Here is a 15954-nt window from a genome sequence, read left to right as displayed (position 1 = left end):
CGCGTGAGCCGGTGGCTCGACCGCCTGGAGGAGGGCGCGTGCGTCCTCCTCCTGGCGGTCATGACGGCCATCGCGCTCCTCAACGTCGTCACCCGCTACCTCATCCGCTACTCGCTGGCCTTCACCGAGGCGGTGGTGGTGAGCCTCTTCGTCTGGCTCACGCTCCTCGGGGCCTCCGTGGCCTTCCGCGAGGGGCTGCACCTGGGCTTCACGTGGGTCGTCGAGCGGATGCCTCGGGGCATGCAGCGCTGCGCGATCTGGCTCGCGGCCGCCCTCGCGCTGGCGCTGTTCGCCGCCCTCATCTACTTCGGCGTGGGACAGATCCGGAGCGAGCGCCAGCTCGGAACCACCTCCGAGGCGCTCGCCATCCCGCAGTGGTGGTACACGGCCGGCATCCCGGTCATCGGCGCCCTCATCCTTCTCCGGATCGTGCAGGGCGCCCTGCGGGCCCAGCGGAGGCTCGGGGAGTAGATGGAGCCGGGGCTCCTCTTCTTCGGCTGCTTCTTCCTGCTCCTGTGCCTCGGCGTCCCCATCGTCACCTCCATCGGCCTCACGGCCCTGCTCTTTCTCTGGCAGTTCAACCTCGGCATCCAGGTCACCGCGGCCAACGTCTACGCGAACATCGCGAAGTTCCCGCTGCTGGCGATTCCGTTCTTCATCCTGGCCGGCTTCGTCATGGACCGCGCGGGCCTGTCGCGCGGGCTCGTCAACCTCCTGAACCTGATGATCGGCCCCGTGCCCGGCGGGCTGGGCCTGGTCGCCATCGGCGGGTGCGTGTTCTTCGGCGCCATCTCGGGCACGGGCCCGGCCGACACGGCGGCCATCGGCACCGTGATGATCCCGGCCATGGTCCGGCGCGGGTACGCCGTCGGGTTCGCGGCGGCCCTGGTGGCCGCGGCCGCGACCACGGACGTGCTGATCCCCCCCAGCGTGGCCTTCGTGGTCTACGGCGTCATCACGGAGGCCTCCATCGCGCGGCTCTTCGCCGCGGGCGTGGTGCCGGGGCTCCTCATGGGCCTGGCGCTCGTGGCGCCGACGATGTGGATCGCGCGGCGCCACGGCTGGGGCGGCGAGCGCTGGGGGACCTGGGCCGAGATCCGCCGCGCGGCCTGGGAGGCGAAGTGGGGGCTCCTGGCGCCCGTCGTGATCCTGGGCGGGATCTACGGCGGGGTGTTCACGCCCACCGAGGCGGCCGTGGTGGCCGTGGCCTACGGCCTCTTCGTGGGACTCGCCGTGCACCGGAACCTCGCCTGGCGCGACCTCTACGAGACGTTCCGCGACGCCGCCGTGTCCACCTCCGTGGTCATGGTGGTGGTGGCCTTCGCCGGGCTCTTCTCCTGGACGGGCTCGACCATGGGCATCATGGACCGCGCGGCGGCAGCGCTCGTCGGGCTCAGCACGAGCCCGGTGGTGATCCTGCTGCTCCTCAACGCCATGCTGCTGGTGGCCGGCATGCTGCTCGACGCCATCTCCATCTACTACGTCTTCCTGCCGATCCTGCTCCCGCTCATGAAGCAGTTCGGCTGGGACCCCGTCTGGTTCGGCGTGATGATGACCGTCAACCTCGCCGTCGGCACCATCACGCCGCCGGTGGCCGTGAACCTCTACGTGGCCTCGCACATCTCGGGCGCCCCCATGACCGAGATCTCGCGCTGGGCCATGCCCTTCGTGGTCGCGCTGGCGGCGGCGCTGCTCCTGGTCACCTACGTCCCGGCGCTGTCCCTCTGGCTGCCGGACACCCTGGGCATCCGCTGACGCGCGCGGCCGGCGGGCGCGCCGGCGTCCTCGCAGGCGAGATGGCCCGTTGTGCCGCGCCCGGGCCGGTGCTAGATTAGGACAGACGGTCACCCCTCGTTAACCGCGTCGGGCGTCACACAGGAGTCATCATGCTGTTCAGCCTGCTCGCCGGACTCTTCTCCAACGACCTCGCCATCGACCTCGGCACGGCCAACACCCTCGTCTACGTGCGGGGCGCGGGGATCGTGATGAACGAGCCCTCCATCGTGGCCATCCACCAGGCCGACCACTCGGTGCTCGCGGTGGGCCACGAGGCCAAGGCCATGCTCGGCCGCACCCCCGGCAACATCACCGCCATCCGCCCGCTGAAGGACGGCGTCATCGCCGACTTCGACGTGACCGAGAAGATGCTGCACTACTTCATCAGCAAGGTGCACCGCCGGCAGACCCTGGTGCGGCCGCGCATCGTGATCGGCGTGCCCTCGGGCATCACGCAGGTGGAGAAGCGCGCGGTGCGCGACTCGGCGATGCAGGCCGGCGCGCGCGAGGTGTACCTGATCGAGGAGCCGATGGCCGCGGCGATCGGTGCCGGGCTGCCCATCGAGGAGCCGGGCGGCAACATGATCGTGGACATGGGAGGGGGCACCACGGAGGTCGCCGTGATCTCGCTCTCCGGCATCGTCTACTCGAAGTCGGTCCGCATCGCCGGCGACGAGATGGACGAGGCCATCGTCCAGTACATCAAGAAGCATTACAACCTGCTGGTGGGCGAACGGCGCGCGGAGGAGATCAAGATCAAGCTCGGGTCGGCCTACCCCAATGGGGGCGAGCGGATCACCATGGAGGTGAAGGGGCGCGACCTCATCGACGGGATTCCCAAGACCATCGTCGTCACCGACGAGGAGATCCGCGAGGCCCTCCGGGAGCCCGTCATGGCCATCGTGGACACCGTGCGCACCTGTCTCGAGCGGACGCCGCCGGAGCTGGCGGCGGACATCGTGGACAAGGGCATCGTGCTGACCGGGGGCGGGGCCCTCCTCCGCGGCCTGGATCTGCTCCTGCGCCAGGAGACCGATCTCCCCATCACCGTGGGCGACGACCCGCTGTCCTGCGTGGCCCTCGGCACCGGCAAGGTTCTGGACGAACTCAATCTCCTCAAGAAGGTGGCGATCCCCGCCTAGCGCTCCCCTGGCCGGGCGCGCCGGACGCCGCCGCTGCGGGTGGCCGTCGGTGAGATTTCGCAGGTACGCGCTCCTGATGTCGGTGGTGCTGGTCTGCCTGCTGCTCCTGACGGTTCAGACCCGGGGGGGCGGCACGGGGCGGGCCGCCGACGTGCTGTCCGTCCTCACGACCCCCGCGCAGGCCGTGCTCGCCCGGGCGCACCGCGGGGCGCAGTCCCTCTGGACCGGCTATCGCGAGTGGAAGGCGGCGTGGCGCGAGAACCTCGTGCTGCGCGCCGAGAACGAGCGCCTCCGGGTCGAGTCGCTGCAGGTCCGCGAGGCGCAGGAGGAGAACGCGCGGCTGCGCCGGCTCCTGGCGCTGCGCCAGCGGCTGCCGCTGGCCACCCTGGCGGGCGAGGTGATCGGCCGCGAGAGCGGCGGCTGGGTGCGGGCGCTCACGGTGAACCGCGGGGTCGGCGACCGTGTCACCACCCAGACGCCCGTCATCGTGCCCGATGGGCTCGTGGGGCGGGTCGTCCGCGTCCGCCCGGGCGCCTCGGTGGTGCAGCTCCTGACCGACCCGGCCTCCGTGGTGGGGGCCCTCGTCCAGCGGACCCGCACGGCCGGGCTCGTCGAGGGCGAGCCGGGGGGGACGCTCCGCTTCAAGTTCATGGCGCGTGACGGAGCGGGCATCCTCCCCGGTGACCTCATCGTCACCTCGGGCCTGGGCCAGGTCTTCCCGAAGGGGCTCCCCGTGGGGCGCGTCCTGGCCGTCGAGGACAAGGGCTCCGCCCTCTTCCACTTCGCGGTGCTCGCTCCGGCGGCGGACTTCGCCAGGGTCGAGGAGGTGCTGCTCCTGACCGGCCAGACGCCAATGGATCTGGCGGCGCTCTTCCAGAGGGACAGCTCGTGAGGATCGGGCTCCTGCTGATGACGCTCGGTGGGGCCGTGGCGCAGACGAGCGTGGTCCAGGCCCTCTCCGTGGGCGGGGCCATCCCTGACCTGCCGTTCGTCGTCATGGCGTTCCTGGCGCTGCGCCGGGGGCCCGAGGTCGGCTGCCTGGCGGGCTTCCTCGCCGGCTTGCTGCAGGACGCCACGGGCGGCGGCCTCGTCGGCGTCCAGGCGCTCACCAAGGCGCTGGCGGGCTTCACGCTCGGCCTGGCCGGCGGCCGGCTGCAGGTGGGAAGCCCGCTCGTGCAGGTGGCGGGACTCGTGCTCCTCACCGCGGGCGAGGGGCTCCTGCGCTTCGGCCTGCTCCAGCTCTTCCATTATCCCGCCAGCCTCTCGGCGCTGCTGGCCGACGTCATCGCGCCCCAGGCCCTCTACAACGGCGCGCTCGGCGCGGCGTGCCTGGTGGCCGTCGGCCTTGCCGAGGCGGCGCGCGCGCGGCTGTCGTGGAGATGAGGGCGGCGCCGGGCGCCCGGCAGGAGGCGTGGAGCCGCCGCGTGCTGGCGATGACGCTCCTGGTGGCCGCGGGCTTCGTCTGCATCCTCGGGCAGCTCTGGTATCTCCAGGTGCTGGAGGGCGCCCGCTTCCGCGACATGTCCGAGCGCAACCGCATCCGCGTCCGCCCCGTGGCCGCGCCCCGGGGCATCCTCTACGACCGCCACGGGCTGGCGCTGGTGGACAACCGCCCCGCCTTCACGGTCTCGCTGATCCCGCGGGAGATGGAGGACCGGGACTCGGTGCTGGCGCGCCTGTCCATCCTCCTCAAGATCCCCCTCGCCGAGCTGCAGGAGATGCTGGCGCGCGTCCCGGCTGACTCGTTGCGGCCCGTGCGCGTCCGGCGGGATCTCTCGCTGGAGGAGGTGGCACGGGTCGAGGAGTGGAAGCTCGAGCTGCCGGGCGTGGTCGTGGAGGTCGAGCCCCAGCGCGTCTATCCCACGAACACCTTCGCCGCCCACCTCCTCGGCTACGTGCGGGAGGTGACCGAGGAGCAGACGCGGCAGGGGCGCTACCGGCGCGGGGACATGATCGGCCAGGTCGGCCTCGAGCGGCTGCTGGACGAGCACCTGCGCGGGCGGGACGGCGGCGAGCGGATCGAGGTGGACGCCCTCGGCCGGCCCGTGCAGGTCATGCAGCGCGAGGAGCCGCGCCCCGGGGCCCACGTGGTGACCACGCTGGACCGCCGGATCCAGGAGGCTGCCGAGGCGGCCCTGGCGGGGCGCTCGGGCTCCGTGGTGGCCCTGGACCCGCGCAGCGGTGACATCCTCGCCATGACCTCGAGCCCGGCCTTCGGCCTCGACCGGTTCGCCGGCAACCTCGATCGCGAGGCCTGGCTCGCGCTGGTGAAGGACCCGACGCACCCGCTGCTGAACCGCGCGCTGCAGAGCCAGTACGCCCCGGGCTCGGTCTTCAAGATCGTGGTGGCGGCGGCGGGACTCCAGGAGGGCTCGCTCACTCCGATGGACCGGACGTACTGCAACGGCGAGTTCCGGCTCGGGGCCTGGACGTTCAAGGACTGGCTCGAGGGGGGTCACGGGCACGTGGATCTCCGCTCGGCCCTGGTCCGCTCGTGCAACGTGTTCTTCTACCAGGCCGGGCTCAAGGTGGGGCCGGACGCCCTGGCCCGCTACGCCCGGGCCTTCGGGCTGGGCGCGCCCTCAGGGATCGAGCTCGGCGGCGAGAAGCCGGGGTTCGTCCCGTCGCCGGCATTGAGGCGGCGCCAGGGCCGCCCCTGGCACGGGGGGGACACCGTCAACATGTCCATCGGCCAGGGGCAGCTGCTGGTCACCCCGCTCCAGGTGGCGCGGATGATGGCCGCCGTCGCCAATGGCGGCATCCTCTGGAAGCCGCGCCTGATCCAGCGCGTGGAGCGGGCCGACGGCACGCTGGCCTACTCCGAGACGAGCCACATGACCGGCCAGGTGGATCTCTCGCCCGTGGTGTGGGCCTTCCTCCGCGACGCCCTCCGCCGGGTGGTCAGCGAGGGCACCGGGCACGCGGCCCGGCTGCCGGGCATCGAGGTGGCGGGCAAGACGGGCACCGCGCAGAGCATCGCTCACAGCGACAGCGCCCGCGGCCAGGACCACGCCTGGTTCGCCTCCTTCGCGCCAGCCGACGACCCGCAGGTCGTGGTCGTCGTCCTGGTGGAGCGGGGGGGCAAGGGGGGACAGGTCGCCGCGCCCATCGCGCGCGCGATCTACCGGGCCATCTTCCTCGAGAAGGTGGCCATGGCGTTCGCGGGCACCGACTCGTGATCTCCGGGATCGATCGCCGGCTCCTCCAGAACGTGGACTGGACGCTCCTGGCGGCCGTGGGGGCGATCGTCACCCTCAGCATCCTGTCGCTCTGGAGCCTCGCCCGCGGGACCGGCTCGGAGATCGCGCTCCGCCAGCTCTGGTGGGTGGGCGTGGGGCTCGGCGCGCTCGTGGTGGTGGCGAGCCTGGACTACCAGACGCTGGTCCGCGCCGCGCCCCTCCTCTACGTGGCGGGGCTCGGCCTGCTCGTGGCCGTGCTCGTGCTGGGCCGGACCGTCTCGGGGGCCCGCCGCTGGATCCACGTGGGCTCGCTCACCGTCCAGCCGTCGGAGCTCTTCAAGCTGATCTTCGTGCTCACGCTGGCCTGGGCGCTGACCTCCCGGTGGGCGCGGCCACTCTCGCGGGCGACCCTCCTGTGGACGGCGGGCCTCGCGGTGGTCCCGTTCCTCCTGGTCGTGCGCCAGCCCGACCTGGGGACGGCCGTGGTGCTCCTGCCGGTGCTGGCCGCCGTGCTCCTGGGGGTGGGGGTGCGCCTCAAGGTGCTGGCGGGGTTCGCCCTCGGGGCGGTGGCGGCCATGCCGCTCGGGTGGGTCGCGCTCAGGGAGTACCAGCGGGAGCGGCTGCTCGTCTATCTGGACCCGTTCCGCGACCCGCTCGGGACGGCGTACAACGTGATCCAGGCCAAGATCGCCATCGGTTCAGGCCAGCTCCTGGGCAAGGGCGTCAGCGGCGCCACGCAGAGCCGCCTCGCCTTCCTCCCGGAGCGCCATACGGATTTCATCTTTGCCGTGTTCGCCGAGATGTGGGGGTTCGTGGGGTGCCTCGTCCTGATCCTGGCGTACGGGCTCCTGGTGCTCCGGGGGTTCGAGATCGCCGCCGGCGCGCGGGAGCCGCGGGGGCGCCTCGTGGCCCTCGGCGTGACCGCGCTCTTCGCCGCCCAGACGCTGATCAACCTGGGCATGGTGACGGGGCTTCTTCCCGTGGTGGGGATCCCGCTCCCGTTCATGAGCTACGGAGGGTCCTCCATGGTCGTCTCGCTCATGGCGCTGGGGCTCCTGCTCTCCGTGCGAATGCGGCAGTTCCAGTAACCGCTGGGTTACCGCCGGGGGTGTGCCTCCCGGATCGAGGGCTGCCGTGGGAAAACGGATCGTCGTCAATGCCGGCGTGACCGAGACGCGGCTCGCCGTGCAGGATGGCCACCAGCTCGCCGAGCTGTACGTGGAGCGCGCCCGGCGCCGCTCCATCGTCGGCAACATCTACAGGGGCGTCGTCACCAACGTCCTGCCGGGGATGCAGGCTGCCTTCGTGGACATCGGGCTCGCCAAGGACGCGTTCCTCTTCGTGGGGGACTACACGGCGAACGTCGGCGAGGATGACGCCGCCATCCTCCGGGAGGGGGACGAGGAGGTGCCCGACGAGGATCCGGGCGCGGGCGGGCCGGAGGCGCGCGCCGGGGTGGCCGTCCCGCCCATCGAGGAGGTGCTCGGCCGGGGCCAGGAGATCCTCGTCCAGGTGTCCAAGGAGTCGCTCGGCACCAAGGGCGCGCGCATCACCTCCTTCATCTCGCTGCCCGGCCGCTACATCGTCTACCTGCCGCAGGCCCGGCACGTGGGCGTGTCGCGCCGCATCCACGACGAGGAGGAACGCGATCGCCTGCGCGGGATCGTCAAGGGGCTGCGGCCGGCCGGCGGGGGGTTCATCGTCCGCACCGTGGCCGAGGGCAAGGGCGAGACGGAGATGACGGCGGACATCGAGTTCCTGAGCCGCCTGTGGACCCAGATCCAGGGGCGCTTCGAGACGGCCAAGGCGCCATCGCTCCTCCACGAGGAGATGGACCTCACCTTCCGTGTGGTGCGGGACCTCTTCTCGCCCGAGGTGGAGGAGTTCCTGGTGGACACCCCCGAGGCCTACGAGAAGTGCCTCCAGTTCGTGACCTCGCTGGTGCCGCAGCTCGCCTCGCGGGTGAAGCGCTGGGAGGACCGGCGGCCCATCTTCGAGGCGACCGGCGTCGAGAAGGAGATCGAGAAGGCGCTCCGGCGCCGCGTCTGGCTCAAGTCCGGCGGCTACATCGTCATCGACCACACCGAGGCGCTGGTCGCCATCGACGTCAACACGGGCAAGTACGTGGGCAAGCGCGACTTCGAGGAGACCGTGCTCAAGATCAACCTCGAGGCCGTCACCGAGGTCGTGCGCCAGATCCGGCTGCGCGACCTGGGCGGCATCATCATCATCGACTTCATCGACATGGAGCGCGCCGAGCACCGCGAGCAGGTCTCCCGCGCGCTGCGCAAGGCGCTGGCGGAGGACAAGGCCCGCACCAACGTGCTCGAGATCTCCGAGCTGGGCCTCGTGGAGATGACGCGCAAGCGCGTCCGGCAGGGGCTGCAGTCCATGTTCTGCGTGCCGTGCCCCACGTGCAAGGGCAGCGGTGTGGTGAAGTCGGACGCCACGCTGGCCGCGGAGATCTTCCGGAAGGTCCAGGCCGAGGCCCCGGACGCGGCCGGCCCGGAGATCGTCGTCCGCGTGCACCCGGAGATGGCCCACTATCTCGACGTCACGGAGCGCGACGGGATCGAGCGCCTCCAGGCCCTCACCGGCAAGAAGCTCGCCGTGCAGCCGGTGGCCGCCTTCCAGCGCGAGGAGTACGATCTCGGCGCCGGCTAGCCGGGGGAGGCCATGAGCGGCCGCCCGTCGAGGATCAGCCGCGCCAAGATCCTGGCGCAGCTCCGGATCGCCGCGCGGAAGGGCGACCGCACGGCGCTGACGCTGGCCTGCGACCAGATGAAGACCCTCGCCTACTCCCCCCGCTACTGGGAGAGGTACCTGGAGCTCCTCACCAACCCGCTCGCGCGCCTGGTGGACCTGCTACTCATCAAGCAGGGGGAGAAGATCGCCCGCCAGAAGGGGTGGACGCGCCCCCGGCGCCCGCGCCGCGCCCCGCCCGCGAAGAAGAGGGGCGGGAGCGAGAAAGAGGCGACGCGCTCCCCCGCGGGGCGCCGCAGTCGGGCAGCCCCGCTCGCCGGCCAGCAGTTGCTCTTCCCGGATCTTTCCCCCTGAGCCGCCTCGGGCACGACCGGGCGCGGGAGGAGCGACGAGTCCCTGGGTGAGCGATGCGCGGGTGGGGTGGAACAAGACGCGGGGGGAGGCCGACACGGCGAATGCCGTCCCGGCCTCCCCCCGGGTGTGGAACCGAGCGACTTACTCCTTCAGGTGCCGGCGCCGACGCTGTCCGATGCGAGTCCGCTGGAGCCCAACCACGAGTCCGCCCGCCGCGGTCAGCAGGAGCAGGGTGCTCGGGAAGGGGACCCCAGGGGTCGGGCACGGGGGCTGGCCGGGATCACCGCAGCGGATGAGCGTCCCGGCCCCGCCGCCGATGATGTAGGGCCTTCCGAGCCCGTCGTTCACGAGGGATACCAGGCCGCCGAAGTCGCCCTCGAAGTGGTTGTGGCAAGGGCCAGCATTGGCATCCACGTCGCTGTTGCTCAGGCCGGGGAAGGCGGCCGTGCCAGCCGGGGTGAGCGTCGCCCCCGAAGAGCTGCAGCCGGGGACCGCACTGATACCCGGGAGCAGAGCGGACAGCCAGCCGTAGACACTGTCGTCGCCGTGAGACATCAGGCCACCACCCGATGCCACGAAGGCGTCCAGGGCTGAGGCGTTGGTGGTGAGCACCCCGGCTTCGGCGGCGTCCATGTCGTTGGCGGCGCCGTCTCCGGCCAGCCAGATCATCCGGGGATTGACGGCGCCTGCCGCGAGGCCGGCAAAGAACGCGTCCATGGCCGTGGTACCGTCAAAAAAGCCGACAGTGAGCCCGAGGTTGCTCGCTGCCGAACCGATCGCGTCACCTGCGTTGCCACCCGAACAGGCAGGGGGGCAGCCCCCGTCGGCCGAGCCGAGGGCGGCGATGTCTGACGTGAAGGGCCCTGTGCGTGTGACGCCAGTGCTCAGATTCGACAGGGCTTTCTCGATGTAGAGCCAGCCCTCGAGGTTGGCCCCGGCTCCGCTCCGCGAGCCGTGGTCGGTGAGGTCGTCACCGCCCAGGATGACCGGGCCCGCCCAGGCCAGAGCCGGGCCGCACAGCACCAATGCAAGAAGAACGACGAGAAACCGCCTCATATGAACCTCCTTTTTTCCCCGGTCATCCGGGTGCGAGCCTAGTGGTGGACCCCTCTGCAGCCGGCGTGCCAGGCCTCTGTTCGGGCCATATGTCGCCGATAGACTTGATGAAATTCTGAAGGCGCTGGATTGGCGCAAGGCCCTGGCGGTCGAAACTGGAAAGCTCGCCGACAGGGCGCCCCATCTTGCTCGTCTTGCGTGTAGTACCGAGACCGTGGCGCGAGCTGGCCGTCCGGGGCAGCCGGCCGTGGCACTCCCCCCCCGCGAAGATCCTCGAGCAGCCCGGGCCGGCCGCGCCCGTGATAGACTACCGGGGTAGGGTATATTCCACGACCGGGCGAGCGCGGCTCCCTCACTCTGGAGGCGCGGGACATGATCGACGAGGAGGCGAAGGCAAAGACCCTGGGGCGGCTCCGGCGCATCGAGGGGCAGGTCCAGGGCATCCAGCGCATGCTGCAAGAGGACAAGTACTGCGTGGACATCCTCCTCCAGCTCTCGGCGGTGCAGGGCGCCGTCGAGCAGGTGCAGAAGCTCGTGCTGGGGCACCACATCGCCTCCTGCGTCACGGAGGCCATCCGCTCCGGGAATGCGCGGGAGCGGCAGAAGAAGATGGACGAGCTGCTCGACGTCTTCTCCCGCTTCGGCGGCCGCTAGCGGCGAGGACGGAGCCATGGCCGAGCCAGCCACTCGTCTCGACTTTCCCGTGAAGGGCATGCACTGCGCCGCCTGCGTCGGCAAGGTCGAGGGCGCCCTCCTCGGCGTCCCCGGCGTGAGCCGCGCGGCGGTGAACCTCGCGACGGAGCGCGCCACCGTCTGGCTCGATCCCGAGCGGGTCGGGCTCCCCGCCCTCCGGGCCGCCGTGGACGCGGCCGGCTACGCGGTGCCCGAGGAGATCGCCGCGACGCCCGAGGCCGAGGACCGCGAGCGGGCGGAGCGCCGGGCCGAGGACCGCCGTCTGCGTCTCAAGTTCTCCGTGGGCGCCCTCCTCTCCGTCCCCGTCCTCCTCGGCAGCATGCACGAGCTGTTCCCGTGGGCGCCGGCCGTGCTGCGCGAGCACTGGGTCCTCTTCGCCCTGACGACGCCGGTGCAGCTCTGGGTGGGCTGGCAGTTCCACGCGGCGTTCCTCCGGGAGCTCCGGCACCGCTCGGCGAGCATGAACACGCTCGTCTCCATCGGGACCAGCGCCGCCTACCTCTTCAGCGTGGCCGTGACGCTCTGGCCGCATACCTTCATGGCGACGGGCGCCATGCCGTACTACGAGGCCTCGGCGCTGCTGATGACCTTCCTCATCCTGGGCCGTTGGCTCGAGGCGCGCGCCCGCGGCGGCACCTCGGAGGCCATCCGCCGGCTCATGGCGCTCCAGCCGAGGACGGCGCGCGTGCTCCGCGACGGGCGGGAGGAGGACGTGGCGATCAGCGACGTCGCGGCGGGCGACCTCCTGCGGGTGCGGCCGGGCGAGCGCATCGCCGTGGACGGCCTGGTGGTGGAGGGCGCCTCGGCCGTGGACGAGTCCATGCTCACCGGCGAGAGCCTCCCCGTCGAGAAGACGGCGGGGGCCTCCGTGGTCGGCGGCGCGGTCAACCGCACCGGGACCTTCACCTTCCGCGCGACGCGCGTGGGCAAGGACACCGTGCTGGCGCAGATCATCAGGCTCGTGGAGGAGGCGCAGGGCTCCAAGGCGCCCATCCAACGGCTGGCCGATCGCGTGGCGGCGGTCTTCGTCCCGGTGATCCTCGCCGTCGCGGCCGTGACCTTCGGCGTCTGGTGGGCCTGGGGCCCGGAGCCCGCCTTCTTCTACGCCATCGCCAACGCGGTGGGCGTGCTCGTCATCGCCTGTCCCTGCGCCATGGGCCTGGCCACGCCGACCGCGATCATGGTGGGCACCGGCAAGGGAGCCGAGCTGGGCGTGCTCATCAAGAGCGCCGAGGCGCTGGAGCAGCTCCACAAGGTGGGCGTCGTCATCTTCGACAAGACCGGCACCCTCACGGTGGGCAAGCCGGCCGTCACGGACCTGGTCCCCGCCGAGGGCGCCTCGGCCGACGAGCTCCTGGCGCTGGCGGCCGCGGCGGAGCAGGGCTCGGAGCACCCCCTGGGCGAGGCCATCGTGTCGGCGGCCAAGGCGCGCGGGCTCGCGCTGCCGCCCGTCAGCGAGTTTCAGGCCGTGCCCGGCCAGGGCGTGGACGCGCTGGCCGAGGACGGCCGCATCCTGCTCGGGAATGCGCGCCTCATGGCCGCCCGCGGGATCGAGGTGGGGACGCTCGAGGCCCGCGCGCGGCAGCTGGCCAAGGACGGCAAGGGCGCGGTCTTCGTCGCCTTCGGGGGCGAGGCGCTGGGCCTGATCGCGGTGGCCGACGTGCTCAAGCCCGAGGCCCCGAGCGCCGTGGCGGCCCTCCAGGCGCTGGGCCTCGAGGTGGTCATGCTCACGGGCGACACGCATCTCACGGGCGAGGCCATCGCCCGCCAGGCGGGCATCGGCCGCGTCCTCGCCGACATCCTGCCGGACCAGAAGGCGGCCGAGATCAAGCGGCTCCAGGCGGAGGGACGGCTCGTGGCCATGGTCGGCGACGGCATCAACGACGCCCCCGCGCTGGCCCAGGCCGATGTCGGCATCGCCATGGGCTCGGGGACGGACGTGGCCATGGAGGCCGCGGACGTCACCCTCATGCGGGGGGACCTGCACGGCGTGACCACCGCCGTGGCGCTCTCCCACCGGACGATCCGCATCATCCGCGAGAACCTCGGCTGGGCCTTCGGCTACAATCTGGTCCTGGTGCCGGTGGCGGCGGGCGTGCTCTACCCGGTGGCGGGCATCCTGCTGTCGCCGATCCTGGCGGGGGCGGCCATGGCGCTGTCGTCCGTCTCCGTCGTCGCCAACAGCCTGCGCCTGAAGCGGTTCACGGCGGCAAGTCAGCCACGAGGAGGAATGGCCATGGCAAAGGATCCGGTGTGCAACATGGAGGTGGACCCGAAGAAGGCCGCCGCCCAGACCAATTACAAGGGGCAGATGATCTACTTCTGCGCCGTGGGGTGCAAGGTCAAGTTCGACCAGAACCCCGAGAAGTATCTGCCGAAGTGAGGCACCGGCGGCGATGATCGCCTCCCCCCACCTCGAGGGCCGCGACCGCTACGAGCGGGTGATGGAAGGGCGGGTGGATGGCACCCCTGCCGAGGCCTTCACCCACACGGTGCGGATCGCCGACGACGACTTCGCCGTGGAGGTGCGCGCCGTCTGCACCCCGCCGCCCGGCTACGAGGTCCGCGAGGCCGCGGCGCGCGTCCTGGGCGGCGGCGCCGATCCGGCCATCGCCCGCACCTTCCAGGACCTCGCCGGCGCGCGCATGGTGGGCGGCTTCACGAAGCGCCTGACGGAAGTGACGGGCCAGCGGGCCGGGGCCGGGCTCTTCGTGGACGCCGGCATCGAGGTTGCCCGCCTGGCCCGCCAGGTGACGAGACTCCCGGCCGCTGCCGTCGCCGATCTGCGCCCCGGTGATGCCAGGCGTTGCTGGGAGCTGGACACCTCGGGCTGGGCCGACCTGCCCGACTCCTGCTTCACCTACACGCAGGCGGGGCGCGCGCTCTTCGAGACGCGCGAGGTGAGCACGCCCATGGCGGCCCAGCTCTACAGCCCGCCGCCAGGGGCCGTGAAGATCTTCCAGCGGAGGAAGCTCTCGCGGCTGGTGCGCACGGGACGGCGCCTCGACCTCTTCCACTCCATGCACGACAACGTCCACGGCTTCGATCTCCACTACGAGGTCGACCTGGGCGCGGGCGCCATCGTCGCGGCCGACGCGGTGGTCTCGCGGCTGCCCTACCGCGGCATCTGCGACGAGCCGCAGCGGAAGATCGCCTCGATGGTCGGCCAGCCCGTCGACGCGCTCCTGCGCAAGCGCATCCAGACCCTGCTCGGCGGCGCCGGGGGCTGCGCCCAGCTCTACGACCTCACGGCCGATCTCCTCAAGCTCCTCACCGTCGCCTGACCCCGGGCCGAAGCTCCTTGCGCGCCCGCTCCGCGTCACGCCCGCACCCACGACCGATTCGGGCTAGCTCCTTGCGCGCCCGCTCCGCGTCACGCCCGCACCCACGACCGATTCGGGCTGGTTTCGCCCCCGCCTGCGGCGGATCATTCGAGAGTGAAACTTGGAGCGTTCATATGGTATGGGAGTGGTGGCGTGGCCCCGACAGTCATGCCCCGTTAACGCATTGGAGCGCACGTGCCCCAGGGCTAGTTTGGGCCCGAGTCGGCCATCGTTCATTGATGAGGTTCACGCGGGTAGCACCGCGTGCGCACTCTCCCAGGTCAGAATCCAGACCTACTGCCACCTCGGGTCGGGGCCAGTGCCACACGAGGTGAGTATATGACCGTTCCTGGGAACAAGGGCAACCGGAAGCACGCGATCCCCTCAGCCACCCCGCTTCCCGCCATTCGGCCCATGGTGGCCGGGCTGGACGTGGGTAGCTCCGAGCATTGGGTGTGCGGCCCGGGGCGCGCCGACGGCACCCCGAACGTGCGGCGCTTCGGGACGACAACCGATCAGCTGCAGGCGCTCGCCGACTGGCTGGCCGAACAAGGCGTGGAGTCGCTGGCCATGGAGAGCACGTCGGTTTACTGGATTCCCATCTACGAGCTGGTGGAGTCGCGGGGCATCGAGGTCGTGCTCGTCAACGCCCGCCAACTGCACCACGTCCCGGGGCGGAAGACCGACGTCAGTGACTGTCAGTGGCTCCAACTGCTCCACAGCTGCGGACTGCTGCGGGGCTCGTTCCGCCCGGGCGAGGCCATCACCCGGCTGCGCGCCCTCCACCGCCAGCTGGCCAATCTCGTGGCCGAGCGCACACGGTGTGTCCAGTGGATGCAGAAGTCGCTGGATCAAATGAACGTGCAGGTGCATCGCGCCGTCACCGACCTCACCGGGGTGACCGGCATGGCGATCGTGCGCGCCATCGTCGGGGGCGAACGCGATCCGGCCCGTCTGGCCAGGCACCGGGATCGACGCTGTGGGAAGTCGGCCGCGGAGATCGCGCGGTATCTCACGGGCACCTGGCGCGACGAGCATCTGTTCAACCTGGCGTCCACGCTCCGTCTGTTCGACGCGCTGGAAACCGAGATCGCCGCGTACGAGGCGCAGCTCCTCCAGGAGGTCGCGGCCCTGCACCCGCCCGAACGGCAGGCGGAACCGGTGCCACCCCACCCCAATCCGGCCAAGGAGAAAGCCATCAAGGCGCGCGGGGAGCAGTCGGCCCGAACCACCCTCTGGCGCTTTGCCGGCGTCGACTTGACGCGCGTCGACGGCATCAGTGCCGGCGCCGCCCAGGTGGTCCTGACCGAAGTCGGCCCCAATCTGGCCGCCTTCCCGTCGGAAGACCATTTCGTCTCGTGGTTGCGCCTGTGTCCGCGGACGCCGATCTCGGGCGGCAAGCCCTTGAAGAAGCGACGCAACGGTCTGGGGGCCAATCGCATCGCGGGTGTCCTGCGCATGGCGGCCACGTCGCTCCAACGTTCCAAGACCGCCCTCGGCGCCTCCTTCCGCCGCATCGCTCGCCACAAGGGGGGCGCGGTCGCCGTCTTCGCGACCGCCCGGCAACTCGCGCGGCTCATCTACCGGATGCTCCGTTACGGACACGACTACGTCGACATCGGGGAACAGGCCTACGACCACCAGTTCCAGACCCGGCGCCTGGCAGCACTCACCGAAACAGCCAGGACCCTCGGCTACACTCTGGTGCCGAAGGTTGCCGCCGGGTGA

14 protein-coding genes are annotated in these 15954 nt (G+C 71.3%); 13 read left to right on the top strand and 1 reads right to left on the bottom strand.

The window, feature by feature from the left end:
- Positions 1–3 precede the first annotated feature (3 nt).
- The 9 genes from HYV93_23290 to HYV93_23250 all read left to right on the top strand — a co-directional run bounded on the left by HYV93_23290 (position 4) and on the right by HYV93_23250 (position 9154).
- Complete coding sequence (locus HYV93_23290) at positions 4–471, top strand: TRAP transporter small permease (protein ID MBI2528893.1); 468 nt, start codon at positions 4–6, stop codon at positions 469–471.
- A complete protein-coding gene (locus HYV93_23285) occupies positions 472–1755 on the top strand; it encodes a TRAP transporter large permease (GenBank protein MBI2528892.1) in 1284 nt (427 codons plus the stop codon). It begins immediately after the preceding gene.
- Between the two features lie 131 nt (positions 1756–1886).
- A complete protein-coding gene (locus HYV93_23280; GenBank protein ID MBI2528891.1) occupies positions 1887–2918 on the top strand; it encodes a rod shape-determining protein in 1032 nt (343 codons plus the stop codon).
- A gap of 49 nt (positions 2919–2967) precedes the next feature.
- On the top strand, positions 2968–3810 hold the full coding sequence (gene mreC, locus HYV93_23275; GenBank protein MBI2528890.1) for a rod shape-determining protein MreC: 843 nt from the start codon (positions 2968–2970) through the stop codon (positions 3808–3810).
- Complete coding sequence (mreD, locus tag HYV93_23270) at positions 3807–4301, top strand: rod shape-determining protein MreD (protein MBI2528889.1); 495 nt, start codon at positions 3807–3809, stop codon at positions 4299–4301. Before mreC ends, mreD begins: the two co-directional genes overlap by 4 nt.
- Positions 4298–6097, top strand: coding sequence for a penicillin-binding protein 2 (gene mrdA / locus HYV93_23265; GenBank protein MBI2528888.1), 1800 nt, complete (start codon positions 4298–4300; stop codon positions 6095–6097). Before mreD ends, mrdA begins: the two co-directional genes overlap by 4 nt.
- On the top strand, positions 6094–7185 hold the full coding sequence (gene rodA / locus HYV93_23260; protein MBI2528887.1) for a rod shape-determining protein RodA: 1092 nt from the start codon (positions 6094–6096) through the stop codon (positions 7183–7185). Before mrdA ends, rodA begins: the two co-directional genes overlap by 4 nt.
- Before the next feature lie 46 nt (positions 7186–7231).
- Positions 7232–8761: an Rne/Rng family ribonuclease gene (locus HYV93_23255; GenBank protein ID MBI2528886.1), complete on the top strand. Its 1530-nt coding sequence runs from the start codon at positions 7232–7234 to the stop codon at positions 8759–8761.
- A gap of 12 nt (positions 8762–8773) precedes the next feature.
- The gene (locus tag HYV93_23250; GenBank protein ID MBI2528885.1) at positions 8774–9154 is read left to right on the top strand and encodes a hypothetical protein; all 381 of its coding nucleotides are present in this window, start codon (positions 8774–8776) and stop codon (positions 9152–9154) included.
- A 141-nt stretch (positions 9155–9295) separates the two neighbouring features.
- On the opposite strand, the gene HYV93_23245 is transcribed toward HYV93_23250, so the two are convergent.
- Complete coding sequence (locus HYV93_23245) at positions 9296–10210, bottom strand: hypothetical protein (GenBank protein ID MBI2528884.1); 915 nt, start codon at positions 10208–10210, stop codon at positions 9296–9298.
- Positions 10211–10582: 372 nt separating this feature from the next.
- On the opposite strand from HYV93_23245, the gene HYV93_23240 reads away from it, so the two are divergent.
- From HYV93_23240 to HYV93_23225, 4 genes are all read left to right on the top strand, one after another.
- Complete coding sequence (locus tag HYV93_23240; protein ID MBI2528883.1) at positions 10583–10864, top strand: metal-sensitive transcriptional regulator; 282 nt, start codon at positions 10583–10585, stop codon at positions 10862–10864.
- A gap of 16 nt (positions 10865–10880) precedes the next feature.
- Complete coding sequence (locus HYV93_23235; protein ID MBI2528882.1) at positions 10881–13286, top strand: heavy metal translocating P-type ATPase; 2406 nt, start codon at positions 10881–10883, stop codon at positions 13284–13286.
- A gap of 13 nt (positions 13287–13299) precedes the next feature.
- Positions 13300–14187 (top strand): DUF2889 domain-containing protein, encoded by an 888-nt coding sequence (locus HYV93_23230; protein MBI2528881.1) that lies wholly within the window; start codon positions 13300–13302, stop codon positions 14185–14187.
- 453 nt (positions 14188–14640) lie between these two features.
- Positions 14641–15954 (top strand): IS110 family transposase, encoded by a 1314-nt coding sequence (locus HYV93_23225; GenBank protein ID MBI2528880.1) that lies wholly within the window; start codon positions 14641–14643, stop codon positions 15952–15954.

It is taken from the genome of Candidatus Rokuibacteriota bacterium, assembly GCA_016188005.1.
Taxonomy (GTDB): Bacteria; Methylomirabilota; Methylomirabilia; order Rokubacteriales; family CSP1-6; genus UBA12499.
The sequence above is the reverse complement of the archived record's forward strand: the minus strand, read 5'-3'. Positions and strand labels throughout refer to the sequence as shown.

Coding starts and splice junctions, on each gene's coding strand:
- mrdA (MBI2528888.1), top strand. CDS start 4,298: ATGAGGGCGGCGCCGGGCGCCCGGCAGGAGGCGTGGAGCCGCCGCGTG.
- HYV93_23280 (MBI2528891.1), top strand. CDS start 1,887: ATGCTGTTCAGCCTGCTCGCCGGACTCTTCTCCAACGACCTCGCCATC.
- HYV93_23250 (MBI2528885.1), top strand. CDS start 8,774: ATGAGCGGCCGCCCGTCGAGGATCAGCCGCGCCAAGATCCTGGCGCAG.
- HYV93_23230 (MBI2528881.1), top strand. CDS start 13,300: ATGATCGCCTCCCCCCACCTCGAGGGCCGCGACCGCTACGAGCGGGTG.
- HYV93_23235 (MBI2528882.1), top strand. CDS start 10,881: ATGGCCGAGCCAGCCACTCGTCTCGACTTTCCCGTGAAGGGCATGCAC.
- HYV93_23225 (MBI2528880.1), top strand. CDS start 14,641: ATGGTGGCCGGGCTGGACGTGGGTAGCTCCGAGCATTGGGTGTGCGGC.
- HYV93_23245 (MBI2528884.1), bottom strand. CDS start 10,210: ATGAGGCGGTTTCTCGTCGTTCTTCTTGCATTGGTGCTGTGCGGCCCG.
- HYV93_23285 (MBI2528892.1), top strand. CDS start 472: ATGGAGCCGGGGCTCCTCTTCTTCGGCTGCTTCTTCCTGCTCCTGTGC.
- HYV93_23240 (MBI2528883.1), top strand. CDS start 10,583: ATGATCGACGAGGAGGCGAAGGCAAAGACCCTGGGGCGGCTCCGGCGC.